This is a genomic window from Aequorivita flava (assembly GCF_038742595.1).
Lineage (GTDB): Bacteria > Bacteroidota > Bacteroidia > Flavobacteriales > Flavobacteriaceae > Aequorivita > Aequorivita marisscotiae.
In genome coordinates, this window is record NZ_JBANCF010000003.1 from 376,014 (window position 1) to 392,952 (window position 16,939).

Below are 16,939 nucleotides of genomic sequence, written 5' to 3' on the forward strand. Positions count from 1 at the left end.
TATAATTAAATTCTTACTTAGCTCTAAAAAAATACTATCCGCTCTCAATTTCGTTATATTTTAGTATATTTAGAAACCTCACTCACAACACATCTTTTTATCTTGAAGTATCTTACCTCCATAGTGTTACTAATTTCCTGGTTAGGATTTGCACAAATTAATCCGGACACTGTTTCCCAAAAAACCGCGAATGATATTGCTGTACTGAAAGATTCATTAATAGCACTGCAGCAACATACGCATACCTTATTGTTTAGAGGAAAATATGATTCTGTAATACTCTCTTCCATTCATAATATTAAGTTCGCTGAAGATATTGGAGATATTGAAAACGCCTATTATTCCCGATATATGATGGCAGCCGCCTTTATGCATTTAGAAGATTTTAAAAATGCTCATCTCTATGGAGAGGACTACTTAAAATTTACCAAAAAAACTACCGATAACCTTAAGATGGCACGCGCATATAATTTTATTGGAACACTGTATCTTACTGAAAAAAAATACGATTCTGCCCTACCATTTTTTGTAAAATCCTTGCCACTTTCCCTCCGTAGAAAAGACACACTAGCTGTTTCAATAGTGTATTATAATCTATCGAAAATTTATCTCAATCAAGGTCAAAACAAAAAAGCACAGAACTATTTTAAGTTGGCAAAAAAAGGCATTACAGCCGTGGATTACAAGCGTATGCAAACCGACATGAAGTTACTTGAAGGGAAATTGCAGCGCGCTTTAAACAATCCGATTAGAGCCATTGAAAATTTTAATGAAGCTATTGCATCTACAAAAAATGGCGCTTTTTTAGACGATACGTTAATTGAAGTGTATTTAGAATACAGCAATACTCTTTATAGCCTAAACCGCTTTAAAGAGGCTTATTTAATGCGGAAAAAATTTGACAGTATTACACAAATTCGGTTTGAAAAAGAAAAGCTAATGGCCATTCAAAATGCAGCCGCACAGTTTAGTGTAAAAGAGTATAAAGAGCAAGCCCAAAAAGCCGAATTAGAGAAAAAATTAATTTCGGAAAGAGCCATGGTAAGCAATCTTCTGCTTTTCTTTTTTATTGGAACAGCAATTATTATGGGGCTTTTTTTAATTATTCTGTTTAGATCACATATGGGTAGAAAAAAGCTCACGCAATCTTTAAAAGAAAAAAACCAACAATTATTAAAAGCAAAGCAGGAAGCAGAAGAATTGGCAATGGCCAAAAGTAAGTTCTTTAGCACCGTAAGCCACGAATTGCGCACCCCGCTTTACGGTGTTATAGGGCTAGCCACAGCTCTGCTAGAAGACAAATCGCTTAAAAGTCACCAGACAGATTTAAAGCATCTAAAATTTTCTGCAGATTATCTTTTGGCACTTATTAACGATGTTTTACAAATAAGTAAGCTCGAATCTAACACCTTGAAAGAGGTTAAAACATCATTTAATTTAAATGAATTAATCCAGTCTATTGTTTCGTCGTTTCAGTATGCTCTAATGCAGAACAAAAACAAAATCCACGTATCAATATCAGAAAATATACCCCAGAACTTGGTTGGAGATCGCGTTAGACTATCCCAAATTCTTATGAATTTGGTAGGTAATGCCGTGAAATTTACCTTGAAAGGAGATATTTATATTTTGGCACAAATGGAGTCCATTTCCAAAAATGAAGTAACTATAAAATTTAGCGTTGAAGATACTGGCGTCGGAATTCCGAAAGAAAAACAAAAGGCAATTTTTGAGGAATTTCAACAAGTAGATTCAGAAAATTCTAAAATACAAGGCACAGGACTTGGGCTAACTATTGTTAAAAAATTGCTGGAAGCCTCAAATGCCACTATTAGTTTAGAAAGCGAACCAGGTAAGGGTGCTACGTTTAGTTTCGTTTTGCCCTTCGGAATCTATAAACAACCCTTAGAATACAAATCAAAATACGATTACCACGCCCTTCGCGGCAAAAAAATACTTGTGGTGGACGATAATAGAATTAACCAGATAGTAACACAGAAAATAGTTGAAAAATACGGAATGCATTGCACCATTGCCGATAGTGGTAATATTGCCATTGAAAAATTAAAAACCAATATGTTCGATTTAGTATTGATGGATATTAATATGCCCGGTAAAGATGGAATGGAAACCACTAAAGAAATTAGAAAATTCAATAAAACTATTCCAATAGTGGCCTTAACAGCCATTGAAGTTGAAGAAATGAGAACCAAAATTGCGGCCTCAGGAATGAATGCCATAATTGCTAAACCCTACGACACAGAAGAATTTTTGAAAATTATCCATAACAATCTCATTAACGAAGTAGAACTAACTAATCAGAATGAAAAATTTTCTACGTAAAAATAGTACTGTCTTATTTCTTGACTATTTTTTTTACATAGCAATCACCGTTTATATCGTATATTTTCAAAAAGTATAAACCCACCCTCGTTTTCGATATATTGATTGTATTTTGATGCGATTCTTTTGAAACAAGCTGCCCTAATTGATTGTATATTTCTAACTTAACAATTTCCGTTGGCGATTTAACCGTTAAAATACCCGATGTTGGATTAGGATAAATAATAAATTCATCTAGATTATTTTCAGCTACGGACAAGGGGCCTAAGTTTTCGTACCAAGCAATTTTATCATCACCGTTTGAAGTAGATAGTACATCTATATCGCCATCGCCATCCATATCTGCAGCAAATACAGATGTTGGATATATTACATTTGATGTTACTATTTGTTGAGGGCCAAAAGTGCCTTGGCCGTCTATATTTTCAAACCAAGTTACCAAATTTGGGTTACTGGATAAGGAGAGTACGTCCATATCGCCATCGCCATCAACATCTTCAGAAAAAACACTTCTATTGAAATTTGCACTCGCCGAAATAATAATTTGTGGTCCAAAGTTTCCCAGTCCATCCAAATTTTCATACCACGCCACTTTATCGTCAGCGCTAGATGCTGAAAGCACATCCATATCGCCATCACCGTCAAGGTCTGAGGCATATACCGAGGTTGCATAATCGGTCTCGGTAGAAATTATCTGTTGCGGGCCAAAAGTGCCCAAGCCGTCGGTGTTTTCATACCAGGTAATCATATCACCTTCCAAGGCAGCAGCCAGCACGTCATTATCGCCATCGCCATCTACATCAACAGCATAAATGGAAGAGGGATGATCTGCATTTAGCGTTATTAATTGTTGGGGACCAAAATTTCCTTGGCCGTCCAGGTTTTCATGCCAAACAATTTGGCTATCTCCTCCAGTAGAGGAAACAATATCCAGATCTCCATCGCGGTCTATGTCTATTGCACCGAGACTTAAACCAATGGCCATACCGCTGGATACTATTTGTGGCGGCCCGAAGCTTCCTTGCCCATCGAGGTTCTCGTGCCAAGCTATATTATAGTCATCTCTTGAAGTAGAGAGCACATCCATATCGCCATCACCATCAACATCTGCCGCCCTAACAAATCCCGCGCCATTTAAGTTAACAACAATTATGTTCTGAATACCGAAAGTTCCCAGCCCATCGAGGTTTTCGTACCACGCAATTTTATTATCAATACTCGATGCTGAAATTGCATCCAAATCGCCATCACCATCAAGGTCAGCAGGATATACGGAAAGTGGAAAAACGGCTTGAACAACAATGTTATTAAACTGTCCAAAACTGCCCAAACCATCTAGATTTTCGTGCCACGCAACAAGGTCATCATAAAGCGAGGCAAAAACAACATCTTTATCACCATCGTCATCAATATCTGTAGCGTGAGCCCAAACTGCAGTTTGAATATTTGAATTAATCATCCGTTGAGGACCAAAACTGCCCAACCCATCAATATTTTCATACCATCTTATTTGATCGATTCCTGTAGAGAGCACATCCATGTCACCATCGCCATCAATATCACTTGCAGATACTTGATGTAATGGAATATTATCTAAAGAATCGTCTATTTCGTGGGATGCAAAAACACCTTGTCCATCTGTATTCTCAAACCAAATTGTTTTATTGAAAACCCCAATAAAATCAACATCATCAGCAGAAACACATACTATATCCATATCGCCATCCAAATCAAAATCTGCAGCGTAAATAGAAATTGGAGCCAAAAAATCGGTGCTTATTATTTGTTGGCCGCCAAAGGCGCCCATTCCGTCTGTATTTTCATACCAAGCTATTTTATCATCCAAATATGATGCGGACAGCACATCCTGATCGCCGTCGCCATCAATATCAGCAGTGTGGACTGATAATGCTCCATTAGCATTTGAGGTGATTATTTGTTCTGAGCTGAAATTTCCTAAGCCATCTAAATTTTTATACCAAGCAATTTTATTATCATTACTAGATGCAGAAAGTACATCCACATCACCATCGCCATCGATATCGGCAGTATAAACCATTCTAGCTCCATTTGCGTTTGTTGAAATTATCTTCTCGGGGCCAAAAGCACCTTGGCCATTAGTGTTTTCATACCAAGCTATTTTCTTGTCTTCATAAGATGCAGATAGTACATCCATATCGCCATCGCCATCGATATCTGCGGCATAAACTGAAATTGCCAAATTAGCATTTGTAGAAATAGCTTGTTGGGTCTGAAAGTTGCCTAAGCCGTCGTTTTTGTACCAAGCTATTTTATCGTCATCGCGGGATGCTGAAAGTAAATCCATATCGCCGTCGCCATCAATATCGGCTGAATGTACTGAAAATGGCCCATTGGGTAAAAATGTATCATCAATGATTACGTGGTCCTGAAATTGAATTTGAGCACTTATGCTCCCACAAATCAAAAGTAAAATTACGAAGGGTAGTTTTGCGAACATAGTTTTCTGATTTTAAAGGATAAGTTAATCATTTATTTGAAAATTATCGGTAAACAAATTACCATTTAAAAACCGAAACCTTTATCCTCTAAATAAAAAAACCCTGCGAGTGCAGGGCCTTTACTATATAAAAGTTGAAGAATTAGCCTTCTAAACTCGCACTTAAATATTCACGATTCATACGGGCAATGTTTTCCAAAGAAATACCCTTTGGACATTCAATTTCGCACGCACCGGTATTGGTACAATTTCCAAAACCTTCTTTATCCATTTGAGAAACCATGTTTAAAACACGCTCTGTTGCTTCAATTCTTCCTTGCGGCAGCAATGCAAACTGGCTCACTTTTGCCGAGGTAAACAGCATAGCGCTGGCATTTTTACAAGCTGCCACACAAGCACCGCAACCAATGCAGGTTGCCGCATTGAATGATTCGTCTGCATCGTGTTTATTTACCGGGATAGCGTTGGCATCAATAGTATTTCCAGATGTATTTACCGAAATAAAGCCACCTGCCTGCTGGATTCTATCAAAAGAACTTCTATCTACCACTAAATCCTTTATCACCGGAAATGCCTTTGCGCGGAAAGGTTCAATAACAATGGTATCGCCGTCATTAAACATGCGCATATGCAACTGGCAAGTTGTTACCAACCTATCAGGCCCGTGCGGCTCTCCGTTTATTTGCAGGGAGCAGCTTCCGCAGATTCCCTCACGACAGTCGTGATCAAAAACTACGGGCTCTTCGCCTTTGTTTATTAAACCTTCATTAAGAACGTCGAGCATCTCTAAAAAAGACATATCGCCTTCTATTCCGTCAATAGGATATGTTTTTAGTTCTCCTTTGGCCTTATTATTTTTCTGTCTCCAGATTTTAAGTGTTAACTTCATGTTGTTAAAAGTTAATTGTTATTCTGTTATTTATAACTTCTCGATTTAACTTCAATATTTTCGTACTCCAAATTTTCTTTGTGAAGCACTTCATTCCCGGGATCTCCCGTGTATTCCCAAGCGGCAACGTACATAAAGTTTTCGTCGTCGCGGAGGGCTTCTCCTTCTTCGGTTTGATATTCTTCACGGAAATGGCCACCACAACTTTCGTTACGGTGAAGCGCGTCTTTTGCGAATAATTCACCCAACTCTAAAAAATCGGCCACTCGAGTGGCTTTTTCAAGTTCGGCGTTCATTTCGGTCATAGTACCGGGAACCCTAACATCTCTCCAAAATTCTTCGCGTAAGGCTCTAATTTCGGTCATTGCCGACTCTAAATCTTTTGCATTACGGGCCATTCCGCATTTGTTCCACATAATATGGCCCAGTTTTTTATGGAAATGATCTACCGAGTGTGTTCCCTTATTATTTATTAGTTTCTCTAAAAGCTCGCGCACTTTATGCTCCGCTTCCACAAATTCCTTTGATTCAGTAGATATAGGTCCGGTTTTAATATCTTGTGAAAGATAATCGCCAATGGTATAAGGCAATACAAAATAACCATCTGCCAAGCCTTGCATTAAGGCCGAAGCGCCCAATCGGTTTGCGCCGTGATCACTAAAGTTGGCTTCTCCAGTTACATAACAACCCGGAATTGTAGATTGTAAATCGTAATCTACCCAAATTCCACCCATTGTATAATGCACGGCTGGATAAATCATCATTGGGGTTTCGTACGGATTTTCATCTACAATTTTCTGATACATTTGGAATAGGTTCCCGTATTTATCTTCAATTACCTTTTTTCCCAATTTTGTAACTTCTTCTTTACTTGGGCTATGATTTCCGTGAATTCCGGCCTGCTCCTTTCCATAACGCTCAATTGCTGAGGCAAAATCCAAAAATACGGCCTGCCCAGTCTTATTTACGCCATAACCGGCATCGCATCGTTCTTTGGCAGCACGCGAAGCAACGTCGCGCGGCACTAAGTTTCCGAAAGAAGGATATCTTCTCTCCAAATAATAATCTCTTTCCTCTGCTGAAAGATCGTTCGGTTTTTTCGATCCGTTTCTAATAGCTTCGGCATCTTCCTTCTTCTTTGGAACCCATATTCTACCATCGTTTCGCAAAGATTCAGACATTAAAGTTAGTTTACTTTGATGGTCTCCTGAAACAGGAATGCACGTAGGATGTATCTGTGTGTAGCATGGATTTGCAAAATACGCACCTCTTTTATGGATTTTCCACGAAGCAGTAACGTTACTTCCCATAGCATTTGTAGATAAAAAGAAAACATTTCCGTAACCGCCCGAAGCAATAACCACGGCGTGTGCGGAATGTCTTTCTATTTCACCTGAAATTAAATCACGCGCAATAATTCCTCTGGCTTTTCCATCAACAATTACTAAATCTAGCATTTCATGACGGTTGTAGGGAGTAATTTTTCCGCGGTTAATTTGACGGTTCATTGCAGAATACGCTCCTAATAATAATTGTTGTCCGGTTTGTCCTTTGGCATAAAAGGTACGCGATACCAACACGCCACCAAAGGAGCGATTGTCTAAATACCCACCGTATTCACGTGCGAAGGGAACCCCTTGCGCTACGCATTGATCTATAATATTTGCCGACACCTCAGCCAATCGGTACACATTTGCTTCGCGCGAACGGTAGTCGCCACCTTTTACAGTATCATAAAACAATCTGTAGTTTGAATCGCCATCACCTTGGTAGTTTTTGGCAGCGTTAATACCTCCTTGTGCAGCAATAGAGTGTGCACGACGCGGCGAATCTTGGTAGCAGAATGTTTTTACATTGTAACCCAATTCGGCCAGAGTTGCCGCAGCACTACCGCCGGCAAGCCCAGTACCAACCACAATAACATCTATACTGCGCTTGTTGGCCGGGTTAACGAGGTTTATATCGTTTTTATGTTTTGTCCACTTATCTGCTAAGGGTCCTTTTGGGATTTTTGAATCTAATTTTGACATAGCGTTGCGTTTCGTGGTGTTTATTGATTAAAGTGAAGATAAAGCGCAATGAAAATAAATCCTAAAGGAATAAATATTGCGTAAAACTGGGTAAAGCCTCTTAAGCCTTTTGAATATTTGTTGTTCCAGCCCATGCTCTGAAAGGACGATGAAAACCCGTGCCATAAGTGCAAAGCAAGCAAAACAAAAGCCAAGCAATACAAACCGGTGCGTACCGGGCTTTCAAATTTATGCAGTAATTCTGGGTAATACCGCGTTGCATCCAGCGGATTGCTTTCAACGTATTTATGAACTATTTCCGGAAACCAGAAATCGTAAAAATGAAGTCCCAAAAACGCCAAAATAACGGCACCACTAATAATCATATTTCGCGAAGCCCACGTTGAATTTTTGTTTCCTTTAAACGAAACGTAATTTATTTGTCGTGCGTTGCGATTTCTTATTTCAAGAACCAGCCCCATTATAAAGTGAAAGACCACTCCAAAGATCAAAATAGGCTGCGCAATAAATTGCACAACAAAATTATGCCCCATAAAATGAGACAGATTATTAAAAGTTTCAGGATCTATGACCGAAGTAATGTTGATGGTAAAATGTTGTGCCAAAAACAAAACAAGAAACAAGCCGGAAAGCGCCATAGCAACTTTTCGTGCAATTGAAGAAGATAATATTGCCATTATGGTTTTATTTCAAGAATAGTGATACAAAAATACACTTCAAAAGGCATGTCGCCAAACATTCTTAATTTTTTAAAATCTATTTAGAATCGATTTAAATACAAAATTATATTATTTTTAAATCGGTAGTTGCCTCCTTGCCGTTCAATAAAATATTCAATTTATACGCTCCTTTGGGAAGATAGAAGATACCATTGTCTGCTTCCTTAATTTTAATGTCAGATTTTTTAAAAACTTTTATTCCCTTTTCAGATATTGAAAAATTATATTCCACCACATTAATTCCTTCTGTAGCTTCGGTTGTAAACTGATGCAGCACCTTTCCTTCCTGTGATTTAATTGAAATAACTGCTTTTCCACTTTTGGGGCTGTAAAATTGAATTTTCGATTTTGGCTCATAAATTTCACCCCAAGTGTTCCATTTGCTTCCCCAACGCGGACTAAAACTTATTGAATCTATTTCGGACAATACTACTTCGTTCATCGTGCTTTTATTCAACTTTTGAAGCAAATTAATATCGGCTACATAAATAGAACGGCCGTGTGTGCCTAAAACCAAATCTTTAGCCTCGGACTGAATTACCAAATCGTGCACCGCAACGTTGGGCAATTCTTTTGAAAATACTTCCCAATTTTCGCCGCGATTAAAAGAAACGTATGCGCCGTTATCTGTTCCCAAATACAATAAATCTTCATTTTCTGGATCTTCCTTTATAACATTCACGGGAGACTCAGGTAGATTACTGCGAATATCTTTCCACGTGACGCCGTAATTTTCACTTACAAAAACCAAGGGGGTAAATTCATCCTGCCGATACCCGTTTAAAGTAACATAAACTCGCTCTTTTTTATGCGAAGAGGCAATCACACGGCTTATCCAGTATCCGGCGGGAAGGTTATTCGAAATTTTCGTCCATTGACCCCCTGCGTCTTTGCTAAGGTGCAACAAACCGTCATCGCTACCAGTATATAAAAGTCCAAACTGAAAAGGAGACTCACTAATAGTCGTAAGCGTTCCAAAAGCCACATTCCCTGGTTTTCCACCATTGGTTAAATCTTCAGAAATTGCGGTCCAATCTTCTCCTTGGTTCATACTTCGCATTAACTTATTGCCGCCCAAATAAAGAATATCCTGATTGTGCGAGCTCAACAAAATAGGCGTTTGCCAATTAAAACGATACGGACTGTCGCCTAGCTCGTGCTTGGGTTGGATGTAAACAGGTTCGCCACCGTTTCTATTTAATCTGTAGTAGTTGCCAAATTGAAATCCCGTATATATAATATTGCTATTTCTGTTATCAATTTCTACCTGCATACCATCTCCTCCAAATAGAAAATGGTAAGGATACTTTCCATTTTGAAGCCAGCCAGCATTTGCTTCGTAATCGCTTGGGCCCACCCAAACGCCATTGTCCTGTAAGCCTCCGTAAACATTGTAGTTTTTTTCGTGATCTACATTTACCGCATAAAATTGACCCACTGCTGGTGTATTATTTTTTATCCACGTTTTACCATCGTCGTACGTAATATTAACGCCGCCATCGTTACCATTTATCAAGTGGCCGGGCATGTTTGGGTTTATCCACAAAGCGTGATGGTCAACGTGCACATTATCAGCATCAATACTGGTAAAGGTTTTTCCACCGTCGGAAGATTTTAAAATTGGCACCCCATAAATATATATTTTGTTGGCATTGCTGGGATCTACATGAATTTTTCCAAAGTAATATCCGTACGAATAGTACAGATCGTCCAGAAATCTGTCGTGCGTTTTATGCCACGTTTTTCCACCATCTGTACTTTTATAAACCTCAGCGCCAATTACAGGAGTATCGAAAAGCGCACTGTTTGCATCTTCCAAATATTTTGCAACGTCCTCAGGTTTTACGGTACCTACCCGAATCATTTGTTTTACATTTTCGGAACGGTATTTTTCCTGAAAACCATTCATTTTTAAAAATTGGTTTAGCTTTTTGTCATCCAGCGCCAAGAAAGTTGCAACATCCATTGTTTTAAAATCGTCTTTAGTGAGCATTTCCGAATCTTCTTTTTTCTCTTCTTCCGCTCTGTGAAATTGATTATCCACTATTAAATAAACTGTGTTGTCATCAACCACGGCGGTACCCATGCGGCCCATTCCTTTTCCTATTGGCAATCCGCTATTTTCTGTTGAAATTTTAGTCCACGTACTTCCAGCATCCGTACTTTTATAAACACCACTACCCGGACCGCTACCTTCAAAATTCCATGCTTTCCGATCTTTGTCCCACGCTGTGGCGTACATTGTGTTGAAATTTTTAGGATTTACAGAAATTTCAATTATACCAGTTTCGTTATTTATAAAGAGAGTTTTATTCCACGTTTTACCGCCATCGGTACTTTTAAAAACCCCGCGCTGCTCATTAGTTGAATACAAATGCCCCACGGCTCCCACAACCACTTCATCTGGATTGGACGGATTTATAAGAATACTACTTATATGGTGGCTATCCGTTAGCCCCATAATTTGCCACGTTTTACCTTTGTCTTCGCTTTTCAGCAAACCAATTCCGGCGTAGGAAGAACGCGACGCATTTACCTCACCAGTACCCACCCAAATAGTTCCATCTTGCCAATTTACTGCCACACAACCCACATTTTGAGTAGGACTATTATCCATAATTGGAGTGAAGGACGTGCCATTATTATTTGTGTACCAAACTCCACCGCTGGCATAACCCACATAAAATTCAATAGGGTTATTAGGATTTACCGCAAAATCTACCACCCGTCCGCTCATAATGCTCGGGCCAATGTTTTTAAACGGTAAATTTTTAACCGAAGAAGTTTGAGCCAGTTCCGATTTTCTTTGAATACTAGATGTAACGGTAGTTTCAGAAATAGCGCCTTGTTGCGAATAAACTAATACAGTAGTAAAGCAAAGTACCGAAAGAATAAAATTTTTCATCAAAATTGGTTTTAAGTATTATGAAAGTACTTATTTGAGATGGGGTATGCAACTGTAATTGAAGCCTTGCTAAATTAAAATAAAAGATTACCTATTAAAATGCGCAGCGACCGGATAAAAATTTTTTCTATTTCAGTAGTACAAAAGATTTTAAGCGAAATAATTAATAGTAATATTTCACAAAAACCTTATTTTAGGCGAACAGAAAATTTAATTGGGACGAAAAAGTTTAAATATATCGCGGTCCGAATAACAAATGATTGTTTTAGATGAAAAATATTGAAGAAGTAATTAGCTATCACGCAAATTTTATCCCTAAAAAAGAGGCCAACGAGTTGTTTGAACATTTAATGGAGATTGAAGAACTTACGCGCATGATGGAAATTACAACTTTCGCTGGCGTACATTTTAAATTTGATTTTGGCAAAATAATGTTTCTCGACAAAGACCTCATAGAACAAAATAAATTTCCCGAAACGGTCTGGGGCCACAATAGAATTTGGTCCGAGCAGATGTTAGCCCTTAAAAGTCAAGTTGAAGATTTCACGGGCGAAAAATTTAAAACCTGTGTTTGTATTTATTATCCCGACGGAAATGCTGGAGTAGATTACCATTCAGATAAAACAGCCTATGGTGATACTACGGTAATCCCTGCAATTAGTTTAGGCGAGGAACGACAATTTTGTTTTAGAGAAAACCAAACTTTAGAAAAATCAAGTATGGTGCTAAATCACGGCAGTTTATTAATTATGAAAGCAGATTGTCAAGAAAGCTTTCAACACAGTTTACCCGTAGATCCGGCATATAAAAACCCAAGAATAAGTATAACTTTTAGAAAGTTCGGATATTGACTATACAGATCGTTCAATGGGCTTTAATCAACACAAACAATAGGGCTATTCAATTCATTTAAAATTCATTTAATGAACATTAAATTAAATCTTTTTTTCCTTTTAATCTTTCAGATTGGGATCTCGCAACAATATGACACGGTTTATATTGAAGCAGAAAATATAGACGAGAACAACAAAATTTATAAACCCGGAAGTGTATTTATTTACGATTACGAAATAAATTTAAATGGAGAAAAACTAAAACTTAAACGGAATGAAGGAATGTTCGCAAACAGTAATTTTGAACTTACGCCAATAAGCACTGACAGTATTGGGGTAACTAAGATTCATTTAATAGTTCAACCCATAGAAAACAACAATAGAAGTAACGAAAACCAAACTCAAATTTCGTATTTCCAGGAACCTTCTTTTGCATCAATAACCTCAACTGGCGCAGTAGAAAATGAAAAAAATGTATGGGTACATCCTATTAGATCTGGTTTTTTTAATTGTTTGGAAACAGCGCCATTTCCCTTTGTAAAAACACCTTTAAAATTAAATTCTACTTGGACCGATAAAATGCAGATTGGCGAAGGATGGGGAAACAAAATGTGGGGTACTTGGGAAGGAAAACTCCTGCTAACCTATAATTATAAGATAGTTGGCACCGAAACCCTCGATACAGAAATGGGCAAAGTACCTTGTTTTATTGTTGAAAGCACCGCAACATCAAATCTTGGAGTTACCAAATTAAAAAGCTTCTTTTCATAAATTTATGGTTTTGTACGCTTAGAATATGAATTATTAAATAACCTAAAAGTAAATATGTGGCTCATTGAAACCAAAAATGAAGTGGAATTTAATGATACAGGAACATTTTTTAAAACTAAAAAATATATGAAACAACAATAAAGTTGCTCGTTACCGCTAAATTGAAACCTAGTTAAAAAACCCTACATTTAATTTATAACTACATCGTATGAAATATCTATTTTTCCTCCTACTCACTTTAAGTTTCACCACGTGTTTTGCACAAAATAATATAAACACCTATATAGAGGAAGGCATAGCCTACCACGACAAAGGCGAATACGACAAAGCACTTGCAACTTATGAAAAGGCATTAATATTAGACCCACAATCTACGGTAGTAAATTATGAAATGGCACTGAGCTATTTTAAAAAAAACGATTATAAAAACACCATTGCCCGTGCAGAAATGGTACTTAAAAAAAACGAAGATAATTTGGTTAACGCCTACCTTATTAAAGGATCTGCTTTAGATATGATGGGCGAGGTAAAACAGTCTATTAAACTTTTTGAAAAAGCAATGCGAAAATTTCCGGATGACTACCTTTTGCCTTATAACTTAGCGCTAAATCATTACAAACTGAACCAGATGGAAGAAGCCAAAGAAAATGTAATTAAGGCCTTAGAAAACAATCCCAGCCACGGTAGTAGCCATTGGATGCTCGCAAATATTGAGTCTGCACAAGGCAATACCGTACAATCTCTATTAGCCAATCATTACTTTCTTTTATTGGAACCAAGTTCCCCTCGGTCTTTAGACGCCTATACACTGCTTCAGCATAATTTTACGGGCAATGTTTCCCAAGAAAAAGACAATTCTATAACTATAAACATATCTGCCACGGGCGATGATGCCCCATTTTCAGCTGCAGAATTAATGCTTGGCCTTATGGGTGCCTCTAATATGTTGCCCGAAAATGCAGATAAAACTGCCGAAGAACTTTTTGTGGAAAATACCAAATCGTTTTTTCAAGTACTGGGAGAATTAAATGATAAAAAATCACAAGAAATTTACCGCGAATTTTACGTCCCATTCTTTTACGATCTGGCCCAGAGCGACCATTTGGAAACATACTGTATGTATATCTTACAGAACGGAAACAAAAACGCCGAAGCTTGGCTAATTGAAAATATTGAAGCCCTCGACGCACTTGCAGCCTGGTTAAAGGAATAGTTTGTTTTGAAGGAAAGGCGCGCCACCATCAAATTTCATTTTAATTAACCAATTTATTTTTTCACGGAAAGCCAAATCAGTTATTCTATTAAGCAATGGCATTTTACTGTTAAACAATTAGTACACATTTAACCCTTCAGAAACTGCAAATAACTTAATAATAATTATTTTTGCAAATAAGCGCTATCCAGCAGCTTATTACACATACTTTGTTGTGTTTACGAACAGAACAATTAATATTTCTCATTAAAAAATACTACTCATGAAGTACGATCAAATTTCCAGTAAACTCTTTGTAAAAAACCGCAAAAACTTTATGGCGCAGATGAAACCAAAAAGTGTAGCCGTTTTTAACAGTAACGATATTTACCCAATTAGTGCAGACAGCACCATGCCATTTCAGCAGGCGCGCGATATTTTTTATTTAACAGGCGCCGATCAGGAAGAAACTATTCTGGTACTCTTTCCCGATGCTCCTTATGAAGAGCACCGCGAAATGCTATTTGTACGCGAAACAAACGACCATATTGCCGTTTGGGAAGGTGAAAAGTTAACCAAGGAAAAAGCTACAGAAGTTAGCGGTATAAAATCTATTCACTGGTTAAAAGATTTTGATAAAATCTTTTTTGAAGTAATGACCCAAGCCGAGCGTATTTATTTTAACACTAACGAACATTATCGCCAAAGTGTTGTAACCGAAACCCGCGAAGATCGTTTTATAAAAGCTACGAAAGCAAAATTTCCTGCTCACAGTTGGGAACGAAGCAACCCAATTTTACAAGCACTGCGTTCTGTAAAAGATCCTATTGAAATAGAAATTATGCAGCAAGCTTGCAATATTACGGAAAAAGGACATAGAAGAGTTTTAAATTTCGTAAAACCAGGAGTGTGGGAATACGAAATTGAAGCCGAATATATGCACGAGTTTTTAAGAAATCGTTCGCGCGGTTTCGCATATACTCCAATTATAGGAAGCGGCAATAACGCAAATGTGCTACATTATGTGGTAAACAACCAACAGTGTAAAGACGGCGATTTAATTTTAATAGATGTAGGTGCCGAATACGCAAACTATTCTAGCGATATGACGCGTACAATTCCAGTGAACGGAAAATTTAGCAAACGCCAACGCCAAGTTTACGACGCGGTAAAACGCGTAAAAGATGAGGCTACAAAAATGCTCGTTCCAGGAGCTTATTGGAAAGAATTTCACGTAGAAGTGGGTAAATTAATGACCAAAGAACTGTTGGATTTAAAACTTTTAGACAAGGCAGACGTTAAAAATGAAGATCCAAATTGGCCTGCCTATAAAAAATATTTTATGCACGGCACTAGCCACCACATAGGTTTAGACACTCATGATTACGGCGTTCTTTGGGAAAAGATGACCGAAAATATGGTTTTTACCGTGGAACCGGGAATCTATATTCCAGAAGAAAGCTTTGGCGTGCGTTTGGAAGATGATGTGGTTATACAAAAAAATGGAGAGCCTTTTAATCTAATGCGAAATATTCCTATTGAAGCAGAAGAAATTGAGGAAATCATGAATAAGTAGAACCCAATTTATAGATTTTAAACCCCAAAGGTGTTTTCTGCCCTTGGGGTTTTTTTCAAGCTATGACATTCAATTTTAAAAATACTCGCATCCATTATGAAGTTTTCGGAGAAGGTCCGGCAGTAGTACTTTTACACGGCTTTCTCGAAAGTTCTACCACGTGGAAACCGCTTATCTCCCAATTATCTGAGCACAATACAGTTATTACACTAGATTTTCCCGGTCACGGAAATAGCGGTGTACTAGCCCAAAGCTTTACTATGGAAATAATGGCAACGGTTATAGCCCAACTTCTGCTACGTTTAAATATTTCTACGGCTACATTTATCGGCCATTCTATGGGCGGATATATAGCTTTGGCTTACGCCGAATTATTTTCGGAAAACATTGAAAAATTAGTTTTATTAAACTCTAGCCCAGCAGCAGATTCCGAAGCGAGAAAAAACAATAGAAATCGCGCTTTAAAAGTTATTGATAAAAGCCCAAAAGCCTACATTAGCATGGCCATCAGCAACCTAATTGCTGAAACTTCACGTGAAAAATATAGTGCAGAAATCAACCAATTAAAAGCCGAAGCATACACCTTTCCAGTTGAAGGAATTAAAGCGGCAATAAAAGGTATGCGCGATAGAAAGGACAGAACCGAGGTACTTAAAAATTTCGGAAAAGAAAAGCACGTACTACTTGCTGCAGACGACCCTATTTTACCAGTATTGGAAGTAAAAGAACTAGCAGAAAACTGTAACGCAACGGTAAAAGTTATAGCGGGTGGACACATGAGTTTAATAGAAAATAAAGACTCTGTTGCCAAATATTTAAAGCAATTGCTATAACTATTGCATTATTGCTAAATAATGGCTAGCTTTATCAAATAAACCCTAAATCTTCCTTAAGATGGAAAAAGTCATGCCCCAAAGCCGACCTCCTATCTCAAGCCTAATCTGTTTTGCATTTGGCCACGATTATATCGTAACTCGCAAAATTACCAATCACATTTTTGAATATCAATGTGCTTGCTGCGGGAAAGAGGTTTCTAACAATCGCTCCGGTAAATTTGAAAAACTTACCCTCCAACGCCGTAAACTAAACGAAAAATTAATGCAGTATATTCGAAAGAAGAAAAAGCTTTTATATTATTAAAAACCAACCTCCTTTATGAATGCTTCATTTTTCCGTATAGGAAATAAACTAACTTGTAGTTA

General features: G+C 37.7%; 12 protein-coding genes. 7 read left to right on the forward strand and 5 right to left on the reverse strand.

Annotation, left to right across the window (positions count from 1 at the left end; translation table 11 throughout):
* Nucleotides 1-102: 102 nt before the first annotated feature.
* The gene (locus VZD24_RS06585) at nucleotides 103-2,343 is read left to right on the forward strand and encodes a tetratricopeptide repeat-containing hybrid sensor histidine kinase/response regulator (protein ID WP_342687005.1); all 2,241 of its coding nucleotides are present in this window, start codon (nucleotides 103-105) and stop codon (nucleotides 2,341-2,343) included.
* Between the two features lie 13 nt (nucleotides 2,344-2,356).
* Here the strand turns inward: VZD24_RS06585 and VZD24_RS06590 are convergent, their stop codons facing one another.
* The 5 genes from VZD24_RS06590 to VZD24_RS06610 all read right to left on the reverse strand — a co-directional run bounded on the left by VZD24_RS06590 (nucleotide 2,357) and on the right by VZD24_RS06610 (nucleotide 11,365).
* A complete protein-coding gene (locus tag VZD24_RS06590) occupies nucleotides 2,357-4,822 on the reverse strand; it encodes a T9SS type A sorting domain-containing protein (RefSeq protein WP_342687004.1) in 2,466 nt (821 codons plus the stop codon).
* A 142-nt stretch (nucleotides 4,823-4,964) separates the two neighbouring features.
* Nucleotides 4,965-5,711: a succinate dehydrogenase/fumarate reductase iron-sulfur subunit gene (locus VZD24_RS06595; protein WP_279449381.1), complete on the reverse strand. Its 747-nt coding sequence runs from the start codon at nucleotides 5,709-5,711 to the stop codon at nucleotides 4,965-4,967.
* A 26-nt stretch (nucleotides 5,712-5,737) separates the two neighbouring features.
* The gene (locus VZD24_RS06600; protein WP_279449382.1) at nucleotides 5,738-7,741 is read right to left on the reverse strand and encodes a fumarate reductase/succinate dehydrogenase flavoprotein subunit; all 2,004 of its coding nucleotides are present in this window, start codon (nucleotides 7,739-7,741) and stop codon (nucleotides 5,738-5,740) included.
* Nucleotides 7,742-7,761: 20 nt separating this feature from the next.
* The gene (locus VZD24_RS06605) at nucleotides 7,762-8,418 is read right to left on the reverse strand and encodes a succinate dehydrogenase cytochrome b subunit (protein WP_279449383.1); all 657 of its coding nucleotides are present in this window, start codon (nucleotides 8,416-8,418) and stop codon (nucleotides 7,762-7,764) included.
* Between the two features lie 106 nt (nucleotides 8,419-8,524).
* A complete protein-coding gene (locus VZD24_RS06610) occupies nucleotides 8,525-11,365 on the reverse strand; it encodes a WD40/YVTN/BNR-like repeat-containing protein (protein ID WP_342687003.1) in 2,841 nt (946 codons plus the stop codon).
* Between the two features lie 269 nt (nucleotides 11,366-11,634).
* Between VZD24_RS06610 and VZD24_RS06615 the strand changes: the two genes are divergently transcribed.
* The 6 genes from VZD24_RS06615 (at nucleotide 11,635) to VZD24_RS15300 (ending at nucleotide 16,877) form a co-directional block, all read left to right on the forward strand.
* A complete protein-coding gene (locus VZD24_RS06615) occupies nucleotides 11,635-12,216 on the forward strand; it encodes an alpha-ketoglutarate-dependent dioxygenase AlkB (protein ID WP_279449385.1) in 582 nt (193 codons plus the stop codon).
* A gap of 72 nt (nucleotides 12,217-12,288) precedes the next feature.
* Nucleotides 12,289-12,969, forward strand: a complete 681-nt coding sequence (locus VZD24_RS06620) for a hypothetical protein (RefSeq protein WP_342687002.1) — start codon at nucleotides 12,289-12,291, stop codon at nucleotides 12,967-12,969.
* Between the two features lie 208 nt (nucleotides 12,970-13,177).
* Nucleotides 13,178-14,182, forward strand: a complete 1,005-nt coding sequence (locus VZD24_RS06625; RefSeq protein ID WP_342687001.1) for a tetratricopeptide repeat protein — start codon at nucleotides 13,178-13,180, stop codon at nucleotides 14,180-14,182.
* A 262-nt stretch (nucleotides 14,183-14,444) separates the two neighbouring features.
* A complete protein-coding gene (locus VZD24_RS06630) occupies nucleotides 14,445-15,737 on the forward strand; it encodes an aminopeptidase P N-terminal domain-containing protein (RefSeq protein ID WP_279449388.1) in 1,293 nt (430 codons plus the stop codon).
* 62 nt (nucleotides 15,738-15,799) lie between these two features.
* Nucleotides 15,800-16,570, forward strand: coding sequence for an alpha/beta fold hydrolase (locus VZD24_RS06635; protein WP_342687000.1), 771 nt, complete (start codon nucleotides 15,800-15,802; stop codon nucleotides 16,568-16,570).
* A 73-nt stretch (nucleotides 16,571-16,643) separates the two neighbouring features.
* Entirely contained in the window at nucleotides 16,644-16,877 is a 234-nt protein-coding gene (locus tag VZD24_RS15300) for a DUF1660 family phage protein (RefSeq protein ID WP_489470565.1), read from the forward strand.
* The last annotated feature ends 62 nt before the right edge of the window (nucleotides 16,878-16,939 follow it).

Bases quoted from the DNA above. Each gene is read 5' to 3' on its own strand.
- VZD24_RS06625 (WP_342687001.1), top strand. From the start codon at position 13,178: ATGAAATATCTATTTTTCCTCCTACTCACTTTAAGTTTCACCACGTGT.
- VZD24_RS06615 (WP_279449385.1), top strand. From the start codon at position 11,635: ATGAAAAATATTGAAGAAGTAATTAGCTATCACGCAAATTTTATCCCT.
- VZD24_RS06590 (WP_342687004.1), bottom strand. From the start codon at position 4,822: ATGTTCGCAAAACTACCCTTCGTAATTTTACTTTTGATTTGTGGGAGC.
- VZD24_RS15300 (WP_489470565.1), top strand. From the start codon at position 16,644: ATGCCCCAAAGCCGACCTCCTATCTCAAGCCTAATCTGTTTTGCATTT.
- VZD24_RS06635 (WP_342687000.1), top strand. From the start codon at position 15,800: ATGACATTCAATTTTAAAAATACTCGCATCCATTATGAAGTTTTCGGA.
- VZD24_RS06610 (WP_342687003.1), bottom strand. From the start codon at position 11,365: ATGAAAAATTTTATTCTTTCGGTACTTTGCTTTACTACTGTATTAGTT.
- VZD24_RS06620 (WP_342687002.1), top strand. From the start codon at position 12,289: ATGAACATTAAATTAAATCTTTTTTTCCTTTTAATCTTTCAGATTGGG.
- VZD24_RS06595 (WP_279449381.1), bottom strand. From the start codon at position 5,711: ATGAAGTTAACACTTAAAATCTGGAGACAGAAAAATAATAAGGCCAAA.
- VZD24_RS06605 (WP_279449383.1), bottom strand. From the start codon at position 8,418: ATGGCAATATTATCTTCTTCAATTGCACGAAAAGTTGCTATGGCGCTT.
- VZD24_RS06600 (WP_279449382.1), bottom strand. From the start codon at position 7,741: ATGTCAAAATTAGATTCAAAAATCCCAAAAGGACCCTTAGCAGATAAG.
- VZD24_RS06630 (WP_279449388.1), top strand. From the start codon at position 14,445: ATGAAGTACGATCAAATTTCCAGTAAACTCTTTGTAAAAAACCGCAAA.